This window comes from Caldinitratiruptor microaerophilus, assembly GCF_025999835.1.
Lineage (GTDB): Bacteria > Bacillota > Sulfobacillia > Symbiobacteriales > ZC4RG38 > Caldinitratiruptor > Caldinitratiruptor microaerophilus.
In genome coordinates this window covers 606466-628018 of sequence record NZ_AP025628.1, presented here as the reverse complement: position 1 = coordinate 628018, position 21553 = coordinate 606466, and the positions used below count along the sequence as shown (strand labels likewise).

At 69.7% G+C, this 21553-nt stretch carries 18 protein-coding genes; 6 read left to right on the top strand and 12 right to left on the bottom strand.

Annotated features, from left to right (window positions below):
• Window positions 1-7: 7 nt before the first annotated feature.
• From caldi_RS02975 to caldi_RS02955, 5 genes are all read right to left on the bottom strand, one after another.
• The gene (locus tag caldi_RS02975; protein WP_264843629.1) at window positions 8-268 is read right to left on the bottom strand and encodes a hypothetical protein; all 261 of its coding nucleotides are present in this window, start codon (window positions 266-268) and stop codon (window positions 8-10) included.
• A 633-nt stretch (window positions 269-901) separates the two neighbouring features.
• On the bottom strand, window positions 902-3169 hold the full coding sequence (locus caldi_RS02970; protein ID WP_264843628.1) for an ATP-binding protein: 2268 nt from the start codon (window positions 3167-3169) through the stop codon (window positions 902-904).
• 394 nt (window positions 3170-3563) lie between these two features.
• Window positions 3564-4754, bottom strand: a complete 1191-nt coding sequence (locus tag caldi_RS02965) for a PDDEXK family nuclease (RefSeq protein ID WP_264843627.1) — start codon at window positions 4752-4754, stop codon at window positions 3564-3566.
• Between the two features lie 71 nt (window positions 4755-4825).
• Window positions 4826-6289: a type II toxin-antitoxin system RelE family toxin gene (locus caldi_RS02960; RefSeq protein WP_264843626.1), complete on the bottom strand. Its 1464-nt coding sequence runs from the start codon at window positions 6287-6289 to the stop codon at window positions 4826-4828.
• A gap of 40 nt (window positions 6290-6329) precedes the next feature.
• Window positions 6330-7217, bottom strand: a complete 888-nt coding sequence (locus caldi_RS02955; RefSeq protein WP_264843625.1) for a restriction endonuclease — start codon at window positions 7215-7217, stop codon at window positions 6330-6332.
• A gap of 310 nt (window positions 7218-7527) precedes the next feature.
• Here caldi_RS02955 and caldi_RS02950 point away from each other — a divergent pair, with 310 nt between their 5' ends.
• A complete protein-coding gene (locus caldi_RS02950) occupies window positions 7528-8388 on the top strand; it encodes an HNH endonuclease (RefSeq protein WP_264843624.1) in 861 nt (286 codons plus the stop codon).
• A 51-nt stretch (window positions 8389-8439) separates the two neighbouring features.
• On the opposite strand, the gene caldi_RS02945 is transcribed toward caldi_RS02950, so the two are convergent.
• The 3 genes from caldi_RS02945 to caldi_RS02935 all read right to left on the bottom strand — a co-directional run bounded on the left by caldi_RS02945 (window position 8440) and on the right by caldi_RS02935 (window position 9975).
• Window positions 8440-9180 carry a hypothetical protein gene (locus caldi_RS02945; protein WP_264843623.1) on the bottom strand — a complete coding sequence of 247 codons (741 nt, stop codon included), beginning with the start codon at window positions 9178-9180 and terminating at the stop codon, window positions 8440-8442.
• A 163-nt stretch (window positions 9181-9343) separates the two neighbouring features.
• Window positions 9344-9628: a ribbon-helix-helix protein, CopG family gene (locus tag caldi_RS02940; RefSeq protein ID WP_264843622.1), complete on the bottom strand. Its 285-nt coding sequence runs from the start codon at window positions 9626-9628 to the stop codon at window positions 9344-9346.
• 179 nt (window positions 9629-9807) lie between these two features.
• Window positions 9808-9975, bottom strand: a complete 168-nt coding sequence (locus caldi_RS02935) for a hypothetical protein (protein WP_264843621.1) — start codon at window positions 9973-9975, stop codon at window positions 9808-9810.
• A gap of 619 nt (window positions 9976-10594) precedes the next feature.
• Here caldi_RS02935 and caldi_RS02930 point away from each other — a divergent pair.
• The 3 genes from caldi_RS02930 (at window position 10595) to caldi_RS02920 (ending at window position 14898) form a co-directional block, all read left to right on the top strand.
• Window positions 10595-13390 carry an SNF2-related protein gene (locus tag caldi_RS02930; RefSeq protein ID WP_264843620.1) on the top strand — a complete coding sequence of 932 codons (2796 nt, stop codon included), beginning with the start codon at window positions 10595-10597 and terminating at the stop codon, window positions 13388-13390.
• Window positions 13391-13395: 5 nt separating this feature from the next.
• Window positions 13396-14226 (top strand): SWIM zinc finger family protein, encoded by an 831-nt coding sequence (locus caldi_RS02925; protein WP_264843619.1) that lies wholly within the window; start codon window positions 13396-13398, stop codon window positions 14224-14226.
• Window positions 14227-14328: 102 nt separating this feature from the next.
• Window positions 14329-14898: a Uma2 family endonuclease gene (locus caldi_RS02920; RefSeq protein WP_264843618.1), complete on the top strand. Its 570-nt coding sequence runs from the start codon at window positions 14329-14331 to the stop codon at window positions 14896-14898.
• A gap of 100 nt (window positions 14899-14998) precedes the next feature.
• Here the strand turns inward: caldi_RS02920 and caldi_RS02915 are convergent, their stop codons facing one another.
• A complete protein-coding gene (locus tag caldi_RS02915) occupies window positions 14999-15169 on the bottom strand; it encodes a hypothetical protein (RefSeq protein ID WP_264843617.1) in 171 nt (56 codons plus the stop codon).
• Window positions 15170-15186: 17 nt separating this feature from the next.
• A complete protein-coding gene (locus caldi_RS02910; RefSeq protein ID WP_264843616.1) occupies window positions 15187-15831 on the bottom strand; it encodes a dimethyl sulfoxide reductase anchor subunit in 645 nt (214 codons plus the stop codon).
• Window positions 15832-16112: 281 nt separating this feature from the next.
• Here caldi_RS02910 and caldi_RS02905 point away from each other — a divergent pair, with 281 nt between their 5' ends.
• A complete protein-coding gene (locus tag caldi_RS02905; RefSeq protein WP_264843615.1) occupies window positions 16113-16463 on the top strand; it encodes a hypothetical protein in 351 nt (116 codons plus the stop codon).
• Between the two features lie 39 nt (window positions 16464-16502).
• Window positions 16503-17711, top strand: a complete 1209-nt coding sequence (locus tag caldi_RS02900; protein WP_264843614.1) for a CaiB/BaiF CoA transferase family protein — start codon at window positions 16503-16505, stop codon at window positions 17709-17711.
• 64 nt (window positions 17712-17775) lie between these two features.
• Here the strand turns inward: caldi_RS02900 and caldi_RS02895 are convergent, their stop codons facing one another.
• Together caldi_RS02895 and caldi_RS02890 are read right to left on the bottom strand one after the other, a co-directional pair.
• Window positions 17776-20304, bottom strand: a complete 2529-nt coding sequence (locus caldi_RS02895; RefSeq protein WP_264843613.1) for an ATP-binding protein — start codon at window positions 20302-20304, stop codon at window positions 17776-17778.
• A 5-nt stretch (window positions 20305-20309) separates the two neighbouring features.
• Window positions 20310-21455, bottom strand: coding sequence for a metallophosphoesterase family protein (locus caldi_RS02890; RefSeq protein WP_264843612.1), 1146 nt, complete (start codon window positions 21453-21455; stop codon window positions 20310-20312).
• Window positions 21456-21553: the final 98 nt, after the last annotated feature.

Below are 21553 nucleotides of genomic sequence, written 5' to 3'. Positions count from 1 at the left end.
CTATATCTCAGGCGGCCTGCGGGAGGCTTGTCGTTCGACCTTGACAGAGAGCGCCAAGGAAGACGATGTCGACCTCGAGGTTCAGGAGGTTCGCCGTTGAGAAGAACACCCGTTCCTCCAGCCGGTCTTGCATCGCCAGCAGGGCGTCCATGGCCCGGTAGAGCGGGTGCACCGGGATCTCAGGGAGCCCGGGGATGAAGACCTCACTCCCAAGCCAGGCTTCGACGGTCAGCTTGCTGGAGGGGGCGAGGCAGCGGTTGGCGACCATGGCGAAGATGGCCTTCTCCACGTCGGTGCGGAAGGCACGGTCGGCCAGGCACTTCTGGATGGCGGCAGGGACCCCAGCTGCTCCCAGAGCAGCAGGAGGAGCTAGGCCCAGCCCATGCGTGGTCGGTTCTTTCCCGACCGGGTGATCAGGACTCGTCGGATCAGGTGATCGCGTAGGTCCGGAATCCACAGCTGGCCACAGAGACTCCTGCCGCCAAGCCGAGCGAGATGTTCCACCAGGCTTCTGAAGTACCAGCACTACACGGAGGCGACGGCGGAGCAGTTCCCAACTGGACGTACAACCAAGCTCAACACAGCACTCCCGCGTAGGCTGCCAGGCGCTCTGTTTCGGCGTCGCCAACAACGAGCCGCCCGGCCGTTCCTTGGACAGGAGCTGCGCCCCGCCGGCACCGCCGCTGCGCGTGACGCAGGTGGAGAGGAGCCAAGTGCACCGGGACCGGTCCTTGGTCTCAAGTGGGGACCGCCTGCAGCGGCTGACGACCGAAGCTTACGTCCTGACCGTGATCCCCTCCGTACCGAATCCCAGCCCTCCAGGACCTGTTTAGCGACGCGATTGAGCACTGTCAGGCCGAACACCTGCCCCCTGTCGCCCACGCGGAACCAAGCGAAATTCTCAAAAAGGAACCTCGTCGTCAAGCGACAAGTTCTCTTCTGCGACCTCCGCCTCTCCTACCCCCCGCTCCGTTAGGATTTGGGAGCCCCACTGTTCCAGGGCGGCGTTCTTGAATTCCTCATAATCCCAGAACTTGACCAGCAGCGGCTGCTGGAGGTTAAAGCCGGGGCCATAGACAATCCCATGATGCTGCTCCAGGGTAGGGAGGACTCTGACGAAATGGGGGCCTAGGTATGGCTCCAGGAATTCCTGCGCCCTGAGATCAAAGTTCCGTAGGGCCACAACCGTGTGACACTGGTTAAGAACACTCTTTGATACGTTAGCCGTACGTTGCGTTACGACCAGGAAACCAAGCCCGTATTTGCGACCCTGCATAACTACGCGGGCCGTCCCAACCGCGGCTTCCTGATCCTGTTTGCTGGCAGCCGAATTGAACTCCGGGACGAGACTATGCGCCTCCTCCAACACGATGCACAGTCTAGCACTCTCCGAGAGGCCATCCGCTTGTACCTTTGTGAGAGCCGCTTCCGCAACGTGTTTTGTTATCTCTACCATACTCAGATGGCGGAAAGCGGCAGCACTACCGGAAGGTCGTCCCTCCTGCATCGTAACATCAAAATGCTGGGGGTTTACGATCCACAGACGGTCTTCGCCATCCATGAAACTATTCATTTCCTCGGCCAGCGCCCGCCTGAAATCCACTATGTTTCCTCCGCGCTCAGGGCTCTGGTCCACACGGTTGACTGTGGGGGCAATTGCCATCTGAATCTTCGTTGTCCTGCTTCTGTTTTCGTCCTCGCGGAACAGATGGCTAAGCGAAATCGAGTATTGGTCGGTAATATCAATCACGAGTACGTTTATACCCTCGCGAATCATCCGATGAATGATCTGGTATGCAATCGTAGACTTTCCAGCACCAAGAACCCCAATGATCGCGGTGTTGTGATGTACCATTCTATTTATATCCGGGCGGACGTAAACGCTGCTACGAGGTACGACTCCGACTGTGGAAAGGTCAAAAGCCGCACCCTTGGGTGGTACGAGGAAGACAGGTGTATTAGGTCTTGGAACCCACTTCACCGGCTCAGGGCCAGCATCAGTCCACTTTCCGAGTTTCACTGCTTCAACTGATAGTACTCCACGAACACTTTGTGCATCGAGACCCCTCTCCTTAACTGTAGCATTTACAATTTGGTAGACTACACGGTCGTTATTGATTTCTGTTGTTACAAGAGATCCCTCCGCCAGTTCTGGATGAGGGGTTAGCAGATCAAAGACAAGGTGAAGGATATCGGTTTGGTCGCTTACCAACCCCAGAAATGAGTCGGCTCTTATACTGATTGGGTGCTCGCCCAACCTCTCTCGGACATCCTCCGGCAACTGAGCGGGGTTAACCTTGAAGATGCCCACGTCACTCTCTCCCGGAGAGACACTGTATCGAAGGTCCGTTTTGGACAGTTGAACCCCCGTGAGAATGGTCCTCCCCCACTTCCTGTCCGACAACACGAAAAGGTCCACGACTATTCCTAGTTCAGCTTCCTGACCGGGTGCACAGATAACCACAACATCCCGGGGGGCCACAGCAGCGCTCGCGTCAAGCTCGAACTCTACTATGCCAGGATGGTTCCAAGCCAGTGGCTTCCCAACCTTTCTCAACAGGGCCGGTCCCCTCCCGAATGCTTCCGAAAGGAACCCCCACCCACGTTCCAGAGGCCTGCCAAACAGAAGTACCGCCAAGACGATGGTCATCAGAATTAACGTGTCCACCTGATTATAAAATGACCATATTAGTGAAGAAAGCATGATAGGCCCAAACATGATACTCGGGGCTCCGAGTTGAGCGCATATTTTTGTCCCCATAAACGCTAGGTAACGTAGGCGCATGCTTTCCGAGTCTTTATACCATATTGCCGTCAGAGCTATGATTATTCCGACACTAGACAGTGCAATGCCCAGAATCTGGAACTTCTGGGCGAACGCGCCCGCCGCAACTGATGTGTCTGGGTTTAGCCCTAACGCGGCGATCAAAGACCCAATCGCGTTCGTTAACGCGTCTATTGGCTTTGTGTACCAAGGGGCGTCCAAGAGCGTCCCAACGACTATGACAACGTAGCCAGACCAAAACCACACGTCGTAACTTCCCAGACCCGGAAATCGCCCTAGCTTGACCCACGCCAATAGGGACCCAGCGGTAAGATAGATAAGGGCGATGATTAGTCGGCTCCGCTGAGACAGTCGGGGTTTCAACTTTACCACCTCATCGGTCATGTGAGCTTGATCTCCGGTTGACGAAACGTCCGTAGGCTAGACTTACTTTGCTCAGAACCAAACGGTCAGCCCATCGGGGTACTCGACTTGAACGGCGCCTATCGTTCTTCCTCAGAGAGATCTATCAGCTAACGAGATCATCGTACAACGGCACCAGACCGGTGCCGCGCGGTCGGAATGTGACGTTGGCTGACCTTGCAGTGGGACAGGGAGGAACTCAACCCACACACATACGAGGACCGATGGCAAGTGAAGAACTGTGACCCCGATGCCGGTCCACCCCACCTCCCAATAGGCAAAGTAGAGCCCTACCAGAAGGGCGACGATCGGGACGCCGGGTAACACACGGGAAGGGCACGCGCCGCCAAGACGAGGTCGACGAAGGGTCGCGGCCCTAGGGCTTGGCTCTCCTCCACCTCCTTGGGCGAGAGGTCCGACGGTAGGAGAGGAGGGTTCCGTCGCGGCGGCTCTGGATGGCTCGAGTCTGGAACTCCGTGAATGCCTTCGCCGTGCTCAGGGCTGCGAGCGGGAAGGTGGGGTAACGCTCCGTCCCGTCCTCAGGTATGTCGACCTGGTCGATCTGATTCAGGCGGCGGCGCAGCTCCTCGCGCTTCGCCGGATCCGTGAACGGCGGACGGTCCTTGAGAGTCCCGAAGGGGATCTGGATGGTGGCGCTATTGGGTGCCGCCCAGCAATAGAACAGGGCGCACCGACGGCCATCGTCCAGCATGAGCGTGGGAGACCACTGGGGGTAAACCTTTCCCCGCCCCCAGGCGATGAAGGAGACCAAGGGGGCGATCCAGTCGAGGAGGCGGCCGGCGATGGGCGCGAGCTCCGGGTGATACTGCTCCAGAACCGACAGGAAACTGGCTCGGTCCCACCGGCGCCCAGCGACGGACATGGCTCCCGCACCCGGCTTTGCGGTGACGCCCAACACCGTCGGCACGAGGGCCCGGACGCCCTGACCCACGAACTGACGGATCTCGACGGCCAGCACCTCGACGTCGGCCATCTGTTCGTTCAGGAATTCGACGATCCGCCGGACTTCGATGGGGATGACGTCGGCCACGAACACCAGTCGAAGCCGTCCGGCTCTCAGATTCGTGTGTACCGTATGCCAGAACGCTTCGGGGTCACGGTCAGGCAGGGCGTCCAGGAACACCAGCAGTACCTCCGCCGGTTCTCTCCCCCGGCTCCTGACGGTCTCCTCGAAGCCCGCCTTGATCTGGTCGATGGACCAGAAGACCGCCGCGTTCACCGCGTAGTCCAGCATCTGGCCGACGACCTCCCGCCGGATGCGGGTGTCGGTGCTGCGTTTCACCTCGACCAGCGTGGGGATTCCGTCCTGGTCGATGAAGAGGTGGTCGACGGCCCAGCGCCCGCCGCTCGATTCGCTGTCGGGTACGGGCAACTCGCGGGAGATGAGTAGCCACTGCCGGGGTGCGATCGGGTTCATCTGATCGCCCGCCAGCAGGTCAGGGTACGTCTTGAGAAACCTCTGCAGCATGTCCTCACTGGAGAACGGCTCCTCGGCCATCGACTGCAGGGTGTTGTCCGCCTGGACCACATAGACCCGCCCGCTCATGCGATCATCCTCCCGTGGACCCGGGGTGTTCCGGCAAGACCGGGTCGGCGGTGCGGGCCGGCGGGGGCCAGCTACGACCCCGGCACCGCCCACCCCACCTGCCAGTACGCAGGATCGAGCTCCGCCACGAACGGCGACGGGCGGGACACCGGATAGCACACGAGCAGGGCCCGCATCGCCCGGGTGAGGCCGACGAAGAGGAGCCGCCGGAAGGCCTGCGTCTCCTCTTCCACCTCCTCCGCGGACAGGTCCGGGGGCACGCGGGGGATCGTCCCGTCCCGGAGCCCCAGAACGGCCACGATGGGGAACTCCAGCCCCTTAGCGGAGTGCAGGGTCATCACTTTGACCTCCGGCGCCTCCAGGTCCAGGTCGTTCCCCGTCATGTAGCGGGCTGCCTCCCGCAGGCCGGTCGGCAGCGGCACGCCCCGGCAGGTGCGGTCAGCCCGGAGCCGGTCGAGCGCGGCCTTCCGGGCCGCCTGCTCGAAGCGGCCGGGTGCAGGCGGGACGAACCGGGACCGGACCTCGCCGAGGATGTGGAGGAGGCTCTGGCGGTCGGCCGGTTCGGGTACGTTCTCGACGTGACTCAGCACGGTCCGGGCCACGTGGTCGGCGGTGCTGACGGTGACCAGCTGCGCCCGCTCGCCCAGGAGCTGGCGCAGGAGCTGCTCGCTGAAGCGGGTCAGCGCGTTCGTGAAGGTGTTGAAGAGAATGCGCGGGGCGGGGCCGCCCCCGGCCGCCGCACGGTCCAGGATGCGCCGGACCCGGTAGAGGGCGACCGTGCTCTTGCCGCTGCCGGGCCCGCCTTTGATGCCGGCGGGGCCCCGGGCGGACCCGTCGATCCGGCGGGCTTGCTCGGGGTCGAGCCGGAGGAGGAAGCCGAGGAGGTCGCCCTCCCGGTAGCGCTGCAGGTCCTCGGCCTCGGGGACGACGAGGTCGGGCTGTGCGAGGCGCTCGCCGAGGGTGCGCGGGTACAGGTTGTCCAGGACCCGCTCCTGCACCCAGGCAGGGACTCGGGCGTCGAGCAGGTCGTCCTCGTGCCTGCAGCGGCACAGCTCGGGGTGGAACTCGGGCGGGATGAGGAGGTCGCGGAGCCACTCTGGCGTGATGGCCCGGGGGAGCGGGCGGGGCGCGGCCGGCTGTGCGAGGGCGGCGGCCGTCTGCTCGGCAACCGTCCGGGAGGCGGCGGGAAGACCGGTGCCGTCCTCGTCGGGGAGGTCGTCGGGGACGGCGGGGAGGTCGGGCGATGGGCCGGAGGCGACCGCCGCCGGTACCTCGTGCGCCGCGTACGTTGCCTCCTGGCGCCGGCGGATGGCCAGCAGGTAGACGGCCCCATCGTCGAAGGTGTAGAAGATCCGGAAGTCGCCGGCCCGCAGGCGGTACAGGTTGGGGTGCTGGACGACCTTCTTCTTGACGTGGCCGTCGGGCCGGGGGTCCTCCTGAAGCCGCTTCACCTTCTCGAGCACCATTGGGTAGACGTCGCGGGGCAGGCTGAAGAGGTCGTTCAGGCCACTCGGCTTGATGGTCAGCTCGCGCACGGCGCTCCCTCCCCGTCAGCGGTCCGCCGCGGGGCGGGTCTCACCCGCGCTTCGGCCGGCCGTCGAGGTCCGTGAAGAGCTCGTCGAGCGCGTCGGTGTACAAGGTCAGCGGGCGCCGCCGGATGCCGAAGTCCTTCTCGATCATGAGGTCGACGATCGCCTCGCCGTTGAGCAGGACGATGGGCACCGCGCCCTTCTTGATGGAGGCCTCCCGGGCCTCCGTCGTGAAATCGGAGGTCGTGAAGAAGATGCCCTGCTCGAACTCGCCCTGGATGGCGCCGCGGAACTTGTCGATCTCCGGCCGCCCGACGGGTCCCTGCCACCGCTTGCACTGGAAGGCGACGTTCATCATGGCGAGGCCGACCTTGAGCCGGCCATGCCCGTCGATTCCCCCGTCTCGGGACACCTGCGTGACCACCGTCTCCGTGAAGCCGTACGCTTCGAGGAGCTTGCGGGCAAAGTTCTCGAACTGCGCCGGTTCCAGGTCATGAAGACGGGACAGAATGGCGCGCTTGAAGGCTGCCTCGTACTGGTCGTACAGCTCCAGAAGGTCGACCGGGGTAGGCGGTGACCCGTTCGACACCGCCTGCCCCCCGTCTGTGTCGGCGGAGCCCCCCGCCTCTGTCCAGGGTTCGCCTCGATCCGCAGCCAGGACTCGTTGGCGACCCCTGTCCGTGATCGCCCAGACTCCCCATGACGGATTTGCCATCTCGCCGCGGTCCACGAGATCTTGCCGGGTCCAGTGGATTCGGTTCTTCCACTTGTTTCCACCCGACGGGAGTTGTTGCGCCAGGTCCGCTTCGGTGAGGTGGGGGAACGCTTTCGTCACCAGGGGGTAGACGTCTTGAGGTCGGGCCTGACCACCCAGCTGGATCAAGGCCCGGAGCAGCGGCAGTTCGATGGCACGCTTGCCGGGAAGCCTCGACATGTGGCTCACCTCGACTGGGAAGTGCGGCCGTCGATGAGGTTCGGGACCTTCCCTGGTCCGACTGGCCCCGGCGCGGGCGTTTGGCCGATCGGTTGGCGAAATTGTCCTTCTCCCTGCTTCGTAGCGATCCCTCTCGCGTCGGTCCGACGGGGCTCCACTCAAGATGCCGGCGCCGTGGGGAAAAACCCCGCCCGATAGGCGGGAAGTGCGGCCGGGCTGCCGTTCATGCCTGCGGGAAAGGATTCCGGGTCGCCCGCGCCAAAACTGTGCAGGCAGTAGAAACCACCACACGCACTGGCAGGAACCCTGCATGGACGTCCTCTACTACTGGCGCCCGGACAACTACCGGGCGGACCGGCAGTTCGGGTTCGGCTACCACCTGAACCAGAACAGCCCGCTGCTCAAGGAGCTCCAGGCCGGCGACCACGTGTGGGCCTTCACCCGCCGGCGTTCCGACGGGGCCTACGTGCTGGCCGCCGACCTGGTCGTGGTCGCGGTCACCGAGAACCGCCCCGGCTTCCGCTACGGGCGGTACCGCGTGTGGGGCGACCTGCAGCGGTCCCGGTACTTCGACGTCGACCTTGGTCCGGACTTCGAACCCGTCGTCCGCGCCCTCTCCGTTGCCGCGGCGGCGCGGCACCTCGGCCAGTCCTTCCAGGGGCACGCCGCCGTCCGCAGGCTTTCCCCGGCCGACGGCGCCTGGCTCGCCCAGCTGGCGGCGCAGCTGCCGACCCTCACGGCCGCCGCCATCTACCCCGAGGACCGGTTCGAGGCCGCGCTCCTGCACGGCATCGAGGACGTGGAAGGGCTCCTCCGCGCCGAAAGCGGCGACGAGGCCGCGCTCCGGCGCCGGTACCTGTACGAGGCGGTCGACCGCACCCGCTCCCGGGCGATCATCAAGCAGCTGTACGACGAGTACGAGGGCCGCTGCCAGGTCTGCGGGGTGAACCCGGGCAGCCGGTACCGGGTCGACCTCGCCGAGGGGCACCACCTGATCTGGCTCTCCAGGGGCGGGGAGGACACCCGGGACAACGTGGCCATCCTCTGCCCGAACCACCACGCGGCCGTCCACCGCGCCCCGGCGGTCTTCGACTTCCGCACGCTGTCCTTCCTCTTCCCCAACGGCGTCGTCGAGCCGCTGACGCTCAACCACCACCTGCGCGCCGGCTGAGCGGCCGGGCTCCCGCTTCTGCGCCGTGACGGGGTCGGCGGCGTTCCCGGGTCACACCCCCTGGGGGGACCCGGCGGTGACGGCATGCGCAGTCCCCGCGGCCCCCGGAAGGTTAGCAGGAAAGGTGGCTAACCCGGCCGAAGCCGTGAGCATCACCAAAGAGGGGGCGACGGGGTGGGCGAAACGAAGGATCTGCTCCAGACCATCCTGGAACGTCTCGACGAGGTCAACGCCCGGATGGCAGGGCTCGAGAAGGGCCAGGCCGAGCTCGCACAGCAAGTCGCTTCGCTTGAGAAGGGCCAGGCCCAACTTGCGGAGCGAATCAGTTCGGTCGAGAGGGGCCTGGCCGAAGTCCGGATCGACCTCTTCGCCTTCCGTTCTGAGACCAGGGAGCGTCTGGACCAGCTGGAGAAGCGGTTCGACTACTTCCTCGACAAGCTGGCACGGCTCGACGAGGCCGTCTGGCACCTGAAGCACGCCTGATCCGCATCGCGTTTCCCCTTCCCGCCCCCCGTCGAGCGCGTCGGTGTACAGGGTCAGCGGCCACCGCCGGATGCCGAAGTCCTTCTCGATCGGGAGGTTGACGATCGCCTCGCCGCCCAGCAGCACGATGGGCATCTCGCCCTTCTTGACCGATGCCCCTGGGGCCTCGTCGGTCCGGATTTCGAACCCGCCGTCCGCGCCCTCTCTGTGCATGCGGTCGCGCGACACCCAGGCCAGTCCTTCCAGGGGCACGCCGTCATCTACCCCGAGGACCGCTTCGAGGCTGCGCCGCTGCACGGTATCCACCACCCGGCAGCGCTCCCTGGCGGTCTTCGACTTCCGCGCCCTATCCTCCCTCGCCGAAGATCAAGCTTGCCGGCCACTACGGCCCGGGTAACGTGCTGCAACGGCACCTGAAGTGGATGGTCGCCCGCCCGCGTACATGCAACGTTGCCATCGATGAACACGCGGCTCACCGCGGAGCATCCTGCAGCCGGGCCGTCTCGATCTCGCGCTTCATGACCTCCCAGTCGGGAGCCGGGGCTTCGACCGGGAAGAGCGCCCCTGGCGCCTTGAGGCGCGCCTGCCGCTCCTCGTGAAGGAACCAGTCGATCGCCTGCCGGAGGAGCTGCCCCATGGAAATGCCCCGGCGACGAGCCTCTTCCCGCAAGAGACGCATCGTGGTCGGGTCCAGCCGGATTTCCAGCCGCTCCGTCAGGACATTGCTCCCCCGTGGCTGAGTACCGGTTACGGTCATCATATCCGTAACCTACCTTCGGCTGCTGCACTCGCCTCTGTCAAGCGGAGCGCTCGCCTGTGCTCGCCTGTTCACGGCGCTGGACCGAACACGGGCTGCGGACGCCGGCCTGCTGGGTCGGACGAGCCGCGGGTCAACGGCCGGTGCGGCAGGGCAACACCATGCGGGCCGGGGTCGGCTCACTCCCGCTTCAACGGCGTCTTCAGCCAGGCCACGGCCCTCGGCTCCCCGAACCACCACCGGGCTGCCAGCATCGCGTAGGATGCGGCTTCATCTTCCCCTCCGAGCGTGATGTAGTCGGGCAGGTCCACCGGAGGCTCGGCCTGTCCCAGGAAGTAGGGGAGCACGTGGGGGTTGGCCTCCGTCGCCTCGCGGGCAAGGCTTCACCGTCACCCCGGACACCACTCCTGACTCCCGATGCGGCCACGGGCCTCCCGGGGTCCGTGCCGGTGCACCCGGGCCGGCTTCCGCGTCCCGGTAGCCAACGGCACTCCGGATTCCCGTTCGCTCCCAGAAAGGTTCTCGACCGGGAAGACCTTTCCTGCCGGTGTCACAGCTTTCCACCGACGACGGCCGGCGGCATGCGGGCCGGCGCAGGAACGCCGGTCCGGTCCACCGAAACGGGAAGGAGCAAGGACGCCTGCGGCTTCCGGAGCGTGATCCCTTTCGGTGTTCGTCTTCCACGGCACGTGGGCCCCCTTTGCGGCTGGGGGCCGGTTCTTCGTCTGGGCCGAGGATGCGACGCGTCTGCCCGGCAAACGCCGGCGGCCGGCGCACAAGACCATTCCCGTCCACCCGTTCCAGGCGCCTCCGGGCGGGCTCGTTCAGTTCCTGCCGGGTGCTACCGAGATGACCTGTGTCCTGCGGCTGCCGGGAGCCGAGGGTACGGGGCCGTTGCCTTCTCCAGACCTCGCGGCGCAAGGGGTCGCGGATTTCGAGAGGGGTACGGGCGCGCAACCGCGCCTGATGGCCTGGAACGTGGCCGGGCTGGCCCTGGAGCCGGCCCGCGCGGTCACCTGGCTGGCGGCGCTCCCGGACCGGCCCGGGCAGCCCTACTACCGGTTTGGCGCCGACCTGCGCTGCTGGACCCTGGCGGCCCGACTGGCGCTGGAACTCCTCGCGCGTGGGCGGTTCGTGCCGGCCGTGCACCCTGACGCCCCCGCTGCCGTCTGGCAGCCGGTCCTGAGCGCTGGGGCCGACCAGGAACGGGTGCAGGCCCTGGCGGGGGCTCTGCCGCCGGTCTGCCGGGCCCTGGCGCCAGCCGGTGCGGACCCGGCGACGTACCCGGCGCCGGACGCCCTGGCGCTCGTGACGGGCTTCCTGCAGGCGGGGGCGGATGCGCTCATCCGCCGCTGGCTGGGCGAAACGCCGGCCGCGGAGCGCGCGGGCCGGGCGCCGCGGCCGGTACCGGGCGTGGCCGGCCGGTGGCTTGAAGCCCTGGCGGCGCCCACCGCCGCGATCCCGGGAACGCCGGCTGAGGTGGACACGCTCCGCACGCGGCTATCCGCCTGGTCCGCCCCGGTCGTCCAGGGGCAGGCGCCTGCCGCCTTTCGCACGTGCTTCCGGCTGGAGCCGCCGGACGGCGATGACGCCGGCGACGGGGCGTCCTGGGCGCTGCACGTGCTCCTCCAGGCCGCCGACGACCCCAGCCTGCTGGTGCCGGCGGCCGAGGTCTGGCGGGCCCGGGGCAGCACGCTGCGGTACCTGAACCGCCGCCTGGACCACCCGCAGGAGCGCCTGCTGGCGGACCTCGGGGTGGCGGCCCGCCTCTTCCCCCCGCTAGAACGCGCGCTCGACGAGGCCCGCCCGGAATCCTGCCCGCTCACCCCGACCGAGGCGTACCTCTTTCTCAAGGAGGGGGCCCTGCTCCTCCAGGAAAGCGGACTGGGGGTCCTCCTCCCGGCCAGCCTGGCCGGCGGGGCCCGGCTGGGTGCCCGCCTGCGGGTGCGGTCGTCGTCCGCGTCGCCGCGGGCTGGTGCGGGGGGCGGCCTGGGCCTGTCAGACCTCCTCGATGTGGACTGGGAGATCGTGCTGGGTGACCAGCCCCTCAGCCGCGAGGAGCTGCACCGCCTCGCCCGGCTGAAGGTGCCCCTGGTCCGCATGCGCGGCCAGTGGGTCGAGGTGAACCCGGAGCGGCTCGCCGACGCCCTCCGGCGGCTCGAGCGCCAGGGCCGGACCCTCACGGTCGGCGATGCCCTGCGCCTGGCGGCGGGCGCCGGCGAGGCCGCGCCGGGGCTGCCGGTGGTGGGCGTCGATGCCGAAGGTGCGGCCGCCGACCTGCTCCGCCGGCTGAGCGGCGACGGGACCCTGGAGGAGCTCCCCACCCCGGCGGGGCTGCGGGGGCAGCTGCGGCCCTACCAGGTGCGCGGCTTCTCCTGGCTGGCCTTCCTGCGGGAGCGGGGCATCGGCGCCTGCCTGGCGGACGACATGGGCCTCGGCAAGACGGTCCAGGTGATCGCCCTCTGGCTGCACGAACGGGCAGCCGGGCTCGCCGCCGGCCCCACGCTCCTCGTGTGCCCCACCTCCGTCGTGGGGAACTGGCAGCGGGAGCTGGCGCGGTTCGCCCCCTCGCTGCGCGTGCTCGTGCACCACGGTGCAGACCGCCTGCGGGGCGAGGACTTCCGCGCCGAGGCGGAGGCCCACGACGTGGTGATCACGACTTACGCCCTGGCTCAGCGGGATGCCGCCGACCTGGCCGCCATGACGTGGAACGGCATCGTGCTGGACGAAGCCCAGAACATCAAGAACCCGGCGACCCGCCAGAGCCAGAGCCTGCGGGCGCTGCGGGCGGGGTACCGGATCGCGCTCACCGGCACCCCGGTGGAGAACCGGCTGGGCGACCTGTGGTCAATCATGGAGTTCCTGAACCCCGGGTACCTCGGCTCCGCCCAGGCGTTCCACCGGCAGTTCGCCGTCCCCATCGAGCGGTACCGGGACGCGGAGGCGGCTGCCCGCCTGCAGCGGCTGGTCCGGCCCTTCATCCTGCGGCGGGTCAAGACGGACCCGGCCATCATCCAGGACCTGCCGGAGAAGCAGGAACTGCCGGTGTACGTCAACCTCACGCCGGAACAGGCCACCCTCTACGCGGCCGTCGCCGAGGAGATGCTGGAGCGCATCGCCGCGGCCGACGGCATCGAGCGGCGGGGGCTGGTGCTGAGCGCCCTCACGAAGCTCAAGCAGGTGTGCAACCACCCGGCGCACCTCCTGGGGGACGGCAGCGCGCTCCCGGGCCGCTCCGGCAAGCTCGACCGGCTCGCCGAGATGCTGGAGGAGGTCCTGGAGGAGGGCGACGCCGCCCTCGTGTTCACCCAGTTCACGGAGATGGGCACGCTCCTGCAGCGGTTCCTGCGCGAGACCTTCGGCCAGGAGGTGCTCTTCCTGCACGGGGGCGTCCCCAGGGCAGCCCGCAGCCGCATGGTGGAGCGCTTCCAGGCCGCGGACGGCCCCCAGATCATGGTCCTCTCGCTGAAGGCCGGCGGCGTGGGTCTGAACTTGACCCGGGCCAGCCACGTCTTCCACTTCGACCGCTGGTGGAACCCGGCGGTGGAGAACCAGGCAACCGACCGGGCGTACCGGATCGGGCAGCACAGGCGCGTCATGGTCCACAAGCTCATCAGCGCCGGCACCGTGGAGGAGAAGATCGACGCCCTGATCGCCAGCAAGCGGGAACTGGCCGAGCGGGTGGTCGGAACGGGCGAGGCCTGGCTGACGGAGCTCTCCGACGACGAGCTCCGCGGCCTCCTGAGCCTGGACCGGGAGTGATCGACATGGGACGGAAGCCGGAGTTCGGCTCGAACTGGTGGGCCCAGCGCTGGACCGGAGTGCTGGAGTCGTTCGGCTGGGCCAGCCGGCTGCGGCGGGGGCGCGCCTACGCCCGCGCCGGCAACGTGCTGGCGATCGTCATCACGCCCGGTACCGTCGAGGCTCGGGTTCAGGGCTCGCGTCCCCAGCCGTACCGGGTGACCATCGCCCTGAACCCGCTGTCGGACCGGGAGTGGGAGCAGGTGACCCGCGCCATGGCCGGCCGGGCGGTCTTCGCCGCCCGGCTGCTGGCCGGGGAGATGCCGGAGAACATCGAGGAGGCCTTCGCCGCAGCGGGAGTGACCCTCTTCCCCCGCTCGGCCCGCGACCTCCGCACCGCCTGTTCCTGCCCGGACTGGGCCAACCCCTGCAAGCACATCGCCGCAGTGTTCTATCGCCTCGGCCAGGAGTTCGACGCGGACCCGTTCGTGCTGTTCCGGCTGCGCGGGCGCGACCGGGACCAGGTCCTGGACGCCCTGCGCGCCCACCGGGCCGCTGCCGCCGGTGGACCCGGCGTGCCGGCGGCAAGAGGGGATGCGTCCGGCGATCCGGACGAGGGGTCGCCCGACCTGGCCGGGACCCTCGACCGGTTCTGGACCTTGGGACCCGAAATCGAGCGCATCGCCATCCGGCTCGACCCGCCGGACGTGGTCGGGGCCGTGCTCCGGCGCCTGGGACCGCCCGCGGGCCTGCCGGACGCCGGGGCGGTCCTCGCCCACCTCTCGGGCTACTACGAGGTGGTCACGCGCCGGGCGCGCGAGCAGAGGCTCGGGGGCGACCCAGCGGAGGAGTCCTGACGGATCGGCCGCCCTTGCCTGGCGGAGTCCTCTCGTGCTACGTTGGCGGCAGAAAGCCGCAGATGAGCTCCCCGAGACAGTGGACCCGGGAGGGGGGTATTCATGGCGATCACGCTGCGCCTAGCCCACCGCGTGACCGACGAAGAGATCCTGAAGCTTTCCGAGCGCAACCCTGGCTACCAGTTCGAACGCACGGCGGAAGGGAGGCTCGTCGTGACACCTACCGGCGGCAAGAGTGGGCAGCGCAGCGGCGAGGTGTTCGGACAGCTATACGCTTGGAACCTCAGAACACGGCTGGGTATCGTCTTCGACTCCTCCACGGGCTTTCGACTTCGCGACGGTTCGCTTTTCTGCCCCGACGCCTCTTGGGTCCGGCGCGAGCGTTGGGAGGCGCTCACACCTGAGGAGCAGGAGGGTTTCGTCCCCCTCTGCCCGGACTGCGTCTTCGAGGTACGCTCAAAGTCGGACACACTTGACGAGCTGCGAGAGAAGATGGAGGCCTACCTGGCCAACGGAGCGCGACTGGCCGTCCTCATCGACCCGGACTCGCAAACGGTTGAAGTGTACCGGCCCGGTCGGAAAGCCGACCGCCACGAGAAGCCTGATCGCGTCGCGCTTGAGCCCGAACTCCCTCAGTTTTCGCTTGACCTTGGGCCTGTGTTCAGTGCTTGACCCTGCCTTGGTGTGAACGGGGCGGTAATCTTGCCCCGCACATCACCCGCCGGGCAGCACCGTGCGGGCGGAGGGCCGGCCCTGAGCGCCGGCCCTCCTTCTACGACAGCTTCACTTCCCTGTACCCGTAGTACTCCACCTTCGCCGGCGCCGGATTCGGCGCCATGCGGCGGACCAGTCGCCCGGCCCCGGGCAGGCCCCGGTGCTCCAGCCACAGCAGGGCGGCGGCCGGCAAGGCGGCGAAGAGTCGCAGCAGGAACCGTCGGCGCATCGATTGTGCCTCCTTCCTCAAAACCAGGGCCGTCCGGTCAGGTAGAACAGCGACCGCCCGGCGAACTCCCCCGCGATCGCCAGCACCGTGATGCCGATGATCGCACGGCCCGCGGTGCGGAGGCTCCCGCCGCGGCGGTGCCACGCCCACAGGCCAACGGCGAAGAGAGCCGGAGCCGCCACGGAGAGGGTCCACTGCACCGGGAGGAGCCACTCGTACTCGCCCTGAAGGACGTGGGCACCGATGGCCAGGGCGGTGCGGATCGTTTCCTTCCCGACCATCGCCTTCCCCAGGAGGGCGACGGGCTGCGGGCCGTCGAGGGCTGACGCCAGGTAGTGGGTGCGCCAGGCGATGGCAACCGCCTCCAGGGCGGCAACCACCAGCAACGTCATGCCCAGCCGCTGGTGGGAGCGCCGGTAGACCGGCTCCCCCTTCTCCGCCGGGACGGCGCTGCCCCGGGCGAGGCTGAAGACGACGCCCACCACCAGGGGCCCCAGGAGGAAGGCGGTGCTGTAGAAGAGGAGTTCGGTGGAGAGGTGGTTCCACATCGGCCGGCCGGGGATCCGGTAGACCTGGGCCTGGATGTAGATCGCCACCAGGCCGGCCACGCCGGTGAGGACCCCGACCAGGCGGCGGAGCTCCGCGTCCTCCCCCTGAGCCACCCGGCATGCGGGACCGCACCGGGCGTTTCGCCGAGCTGAGCCGGGCATATCAGGAGGACCCGCCCCCTCCGGCGGGTCCGCAGTTGTCAACACGGCCAAGATCATATCAGCGATGACGGGTACGATGTCTACCAGCTGGTCCTGAGCCCCGGGGCCGACCAGGAGCGGGCGCAGGCCCTGGCGGAGTCCCTGCCGGCCCCGCGGCGCCGTCCCCCCAGCGGCAGGAACCGGGGCCTGGCCGGGCGAAGCCGTATTCATTACCCGGGGAGGGGGGAAGTCGGGTGGACGAGACGAACGACCTGCTCAGAGCTGCCCTGCAGCGGCTCGACGAGGTCCACGCGCGGACGGCCGCGCTCGTGAAGGGTCAGGCCGAACTCACGGAGCGGATCTCCGGCCTCGAGAAGGGCCAGGCCGAACTCGCCACGCGAATCACCGCGCTCGAAAAGGGCCAGGCCGAGCTCGCCACGCGAATCAGCGCGCTCGAGAAGGGCCAGGCGGAACTCCGGATCGACCTCTTCGCGTTCCGATCCGAGACCAAGGAGCGTCTTGACCAGCTGGAGAAACGGTTCGATTACTTCCTCGACAAGCTGGCACGGCTCGACGAGGCCGTCTGGCACCTGAAGCACGCCTGAGCGGCCCGCGGGGGTGGTGGCCTGCGTCCTGGAACTGTGATGCCCGGCGCGCTGGCGGGGCTCCGCGTCCTCGACCTCTCCCGGGTGCTGGCGGGGCCGTTCTGCTGCATGATGCTCGGCGACCACGGGGCCGACGTGATCAAGGTGGAGCCCCCCGCAGGCGACGAGACGCGCGCGTACGGCCCGCCGTTCGCCGGCGGGGAGTCGGCGTACTACCTGGCCCTGAACCGCAACAAACGGGGCATCGTCCTCGACCTCGCCCGACCCGAAGCCCGCGAGGTTGTCCGTCGCCTGGTCCGGACCTCGGACGTGGTGGTGGAGAACTTCAAGGCCGGCACGCTCGAGCGGTGGGGGCTCGGCTACGACACCCTGCGTGAGCTGAACCCCCGGGTCATCCTGTGCAGCATCTCGGGCTTCGGGAGGAGCGGCCCGTACGCCAACCTGCCCGGGTATGATGCGGCCGTCCAGGCGATGGCGGGCCTCATGAGCCTCAACGGCGAGCCGGGGGGCCAGCCGCTGAAGATCGGCATCCCCGTCGCCGACCTCGCCACGGGCCTGTTCGCGTTCTCGGCCATCCTCCTGGCCCTGTACCACCGCGCGCAGACCGGCCTCGGGCAGCACGTGGAGGCGTCTCTCCTGGAGACCGCCGTCGCCCTGGCGCACCCGGGGCACACGAACTACCTGCACTCCGGCAAGGTGCCGGAGCGGGTGGGCAACAGCCACCCGAGCATCTCGCCCTACGACCTCCTGCCCACCGCCGACCGCCCGATCTACCTGGCGATCGGCAACGACCGCATGTTCCGGAAGTTCGCCGAGCTCATCGGCCGCCCCGACCTGGCCGACGACCCCCGCTTCCGCACGAACCCGGACCGCGTGGCGAACCGCCGGGAGCTCCTGCCGATCCTCGGTGAGGCCCTGCGCGGGCGGCCGGCGATGGACTGGTGCCGGGCCTTCTGGGAGGCGGGGATCCCCGCCGGCCCGGTCAACACGCTCGACGAGGTCTTCCGGGACCCGCAGGTCCTCCACCGGGAAATGCTCCAGGAGGTCCCCCACCCCACGGCGGGAACGTACCGGGCCGTCGGCATCCCGGTGAAGCTCCACGGCACGCCGGGCCAGATCCGCCGGCCTCCGCCGCTCCTGGGCGAACATACTGTGGAGGTCCTGGCCGAGCTCGGCTACCGGCAGGGCGAGATCGACGAGCTGCTGGCCTCGGGCGCCGCCGTGCAGCGGCCGGCCGCAGTTGGGTGATCCCCGCCGGCGGCCGGTGGTCCGGGCCGGCGGCGGGCTCAGCCGCCCCGGGGTCGCCCCAGGTTCAGCCGGCCCGGTGCGCCCCCTCGGTCATGTCGACCACCTGCGCCCCGAGGTCCCGTGCCACCTCGACGTGCGCCCGGTGGCAGGTGAGCAGGACGACCTGGTGCCCCCGGGCCAGGTCGGCGAGGTACCGGATGGCGCCGGCGGCCCGGTCGTCGTCGTACTGCACCAGCGAGTCGTCGCAGATCACCGGGGGCGTCTCGCCGCCGGCGGTGAGCTCGAGGGCGGCGCCCAGCCGCAGGGCGAAGTAGAACTGGTCGAGGGTACCGGAGCTGAGGTCGCCCGCGGGCCTCAGCTCCCCCGTCTCCGGCACCTCGGTCGTGAGCGCCAGCCCCTCGCCCACCCGCACGTCCCGGTAGCGGCCGCCGGTCACGACCTCGATGATCGGCCCGACCCGAGCGGCGAGGCGGGGGGCGAAGTCCCGGTGCATCCGCCCGGCCACCTCGGAGAGGATGTCCCGGGCGCGGGCGACCGCGCGGCGGTGGCGCTCCAGCGACTCTACCTGCCCGGCCAGTTCCTCCTGGCGGCGCTCGAGCTCGGCGAGGTCGGGCAGGTCCTCGTACGCCTTGCGGATCATCCCCTGCAGCTCGCTGAGGGAGGCGGTCAGGGAGCGGACCCGCTCCTGGAGCGCCGCCCGCCGCGCCTCGAGGTCGGGTAGGGCGCGGGGGTCGGGCGCCGGCTCCCCGCCGCCGTCGCCGGGGGCGGCCGGCGGCAGGGCCGCTCGGGCGGCGGCCACCGCCTCGCGCAGCCGGGCAGGGTCGCGCGCCGAGCAGGCCCCGGCGAGGGCAGCCGCCCACTCGTGGCCGGCAGCGGCAAGGTCGGCGGCTTCGGCCTCCGCCCGCTCCCAGGCCCGCTCGAGCGCGGATTCGGCGTCCGCCAGGCGCCGGTCTGCCTCCCGGTAGGCCGTCCAGAGCCGGACGAAGGCGTCGACCGCGGCGCGGGTCGGCGGGCCGGCGCGGACGGCGCCGGCCAGGGCGGGGCTGCACTCGGCGGCGATGCGGAGCGGGGCGAGGAGGCGGTCGAGCGGGTCGGGGGTGACGGGGCCGGCCGGGGCCGGGCGGAGGCGGTCGAGGGCCGCCCGGGCGGCGTCGAGCTGCGCCCGCAGGGCGGCCGCCTGGCGCAGGCGGCCCTTCAGCTCGCCGGCGCTGGCACACCCGTGCTGCCGGAGGAGGTCCTGCAGCTCCCGGCGGCGGGTCTCGAGCTCGTCCCGCAGGCCGGGCAGATCGGGGGCGGGGGGCGGCGACGGTGCGCGGAGGGCCAGCCAGGCGAGGGCCGCCGGGACCAGCAGCAGGGCAAGCGCCCAGGGGGAGAACCGGAGGGCGAGGACCACGGCGGCGACGGCCGTGACGGCAGCGAGGATCCAGAAAAGAGCGCGGGAAGGGGCGGCCGCACCGGGGCGGGCCGCGGCGGCAGCCTCCCGGGCGGCGACCTGGGCCTGGAGTCGGTCGACGTCGGCCTGGAGGCCGTCGAGCCGGGCCTCCAGGCCGGCGGCGTCGTCGGGCAGTCCGAGGTTCCGGAGTTCCCCCTCCAGGCGGGCGACCTCCTCGGTCTGGCGGCGCAACGTCGCGGCCACCTCGGCCTCACGGGCCCGGGCGGCCACGTACGCCTCGAAGTAGGCGGGGACGCGCTCGGCCTCGCCGGGGTCGACCTGCGCCAGGGGGGCAAGGGGTGCCAGCTCCTCCCGGAGGCGGGCGGCCTCGGCGGCGGCGGCCTCGGCCTGGCCGGCGGCGGCGAGGAGGCGCCCGAGGCGCTCCTCCAGGGCGCGCGCCCGCGCGGCAGCGATGGCGGCGCCGACGCGGGCCTCCTCGGCCTGCACCTTCGCCAGGTCGGCCTGGAGCCGGCGGAGCTCCGCCTCCCGCCCCAGGTTCTCAGTCCGGGCGCGGCGGACGCGGTCGACCTCCGCCCGCACGGCCTCGAGCTCGGCCAGGGCGGCGCCGAGGGGGCTCTTGCGCGCCCGCTCCGACCCGATCTCGCGCTCCCGGGCCTCCAGGTGCGCCAGGGCCCGGGCGGCGGACTCGTCCTCCCGCCCGGTCGCCTGGAGGGCGGCCATGCGGGCGGCGAGCGCCTCGGCGTCGGCCGGGTCGATCCGGGCGGTCTGGAGCTGGCCGATGCACACCGTGCTGGTGAACTCGGCCCGGGAGAGGCCGAGGAGGGTCTCGCCGATCAGGGGCTCGCCCCGGGTGTCGGTGGGGAACGGGAGCGCCTCGCCGGTCACGTTGTCGTACACCCGGGCCTGGTGGCGGGCGAAGTCGCGCTCGACGCGCAGCTGCCGGCCGCCGTCCAGGGTGAGGACGAGGGCGCCCCGGTAGCCGCCGGCGGCCCAGGGGCGGTAGCGCGCGTGCTCGGGGAGAAGGCGGCGGACCTTGAGGTCCGGCCGGGCGAAGCCGTAGAGCATCGCCTGGATGAAGTGGACGAGGGTCGACTTGCCGGCCTCGTTGGGGCCGTAGACGACGTTCAGGCCGGGCCCCAGGCGCAGGACCCGGTCCCGGAAGCGGCCGAAGGCGATGAGGCGGAGCTCGTCCAGGCGCACCGGGCCTACCTCCTCTCCGCGAGCGCCTGCAGGCCGTAGCGGAGGGCCAGGCGGAGCTCCTCCGCCTCGCCGGCCGCGGCGCCCTCCAGCCGGGCGAGGACCTCCCGGACGAAGTGGCCGCGCAGCGAGTTCTCGGCGGCCAGGGCCTGGAGGTCGAGGGCCGGGGCGGTGCGGTCGCGGACAGTGAGGGAGTAGAAGCGATCCGCCAGCCGGGCCTCGATGACCGCCGGGTCGGCGTCCAGGTCGGGGTCGACCTCGCCGGTGAGGGTGACCCGGTACAGGTGCCGGGCGCGGTCCGCGGCCGGGATGGCGGCCTCGACGCGGGCCAGGACGTCCTCGAGGGTGGCGGCGCCGGTGACGTCGACCTCGGCGGTGAGGTGCTCCCGCTGTCCCACGGCGACGAGCCGCAGGTCGTTGCCTTCCCTGCCGACCGTCCCCACCAGGACGCCGTGCGGCCGGCTCTGGCCGAAGGACAGGCTCTCCGGGCTGCCCGGGTAGGCGGCGAGGGGGCCGGCGGCCCCCGGCCGCGTGGCGACGACGTGGTGGCCGTGGAAGTGGCCCAGGGCGATGTAGTCGGCGCCCGTGGCCTGGCACTCCGCCGCGCTCAGGGGCAGGTACACGTCCTCCTCGGCGGGGACGCGCTCGTCGGAGCCGTGGAGGACCACGATCTGGATCGCCCGCGCGGCTTCCTCCGGGTCGATGCGGAGCTCGGCCAGCCGGCGCTCGGCCACGTGCTCCCGGTCGAAGCCCCAGCCGTGGACGGTGACGCCGAGCTGCGGCAGGTGCACCCGCTCCCAGCGGGGGCCGAAGATCGTCACGTTGGGGGGCCAGGTGAGGGTGGCGTAGTAGGAGTCGGGCCGGTAGGGGTCATGGTTGCCCGGGGCGATGAAGACCGGGACGTCCGGGATCTGCCGGGCGATGCGGTCGATCACGAACTGCACGGTGGACTTGCGCACGTACTCGTGCTCGAAGAGATCCCCGGCGATGAGGAAGAGGCCGGCCTCCTCGGACCGGACGAGGCCGACGATGCGGGCGAAGGCGTCCTTGAGCTCCTCCGCCCGGAGCTTCGCCGCCGTGTTCGTGAGCCCGGCGCCGGCGAAGCTCGCGTCGAGGTGCACGTCCGCGCAGTGGACGATCTTGACGGGACGCATCGGCTGGCGGCACCCCCCCGGAAGCGTTTTCTCTGCGCGCCGCCCCTACGCCTTCCGGGCCGGGCGGTGCGTCGCGCGGCCGCGCCGCCGCCCGGGTC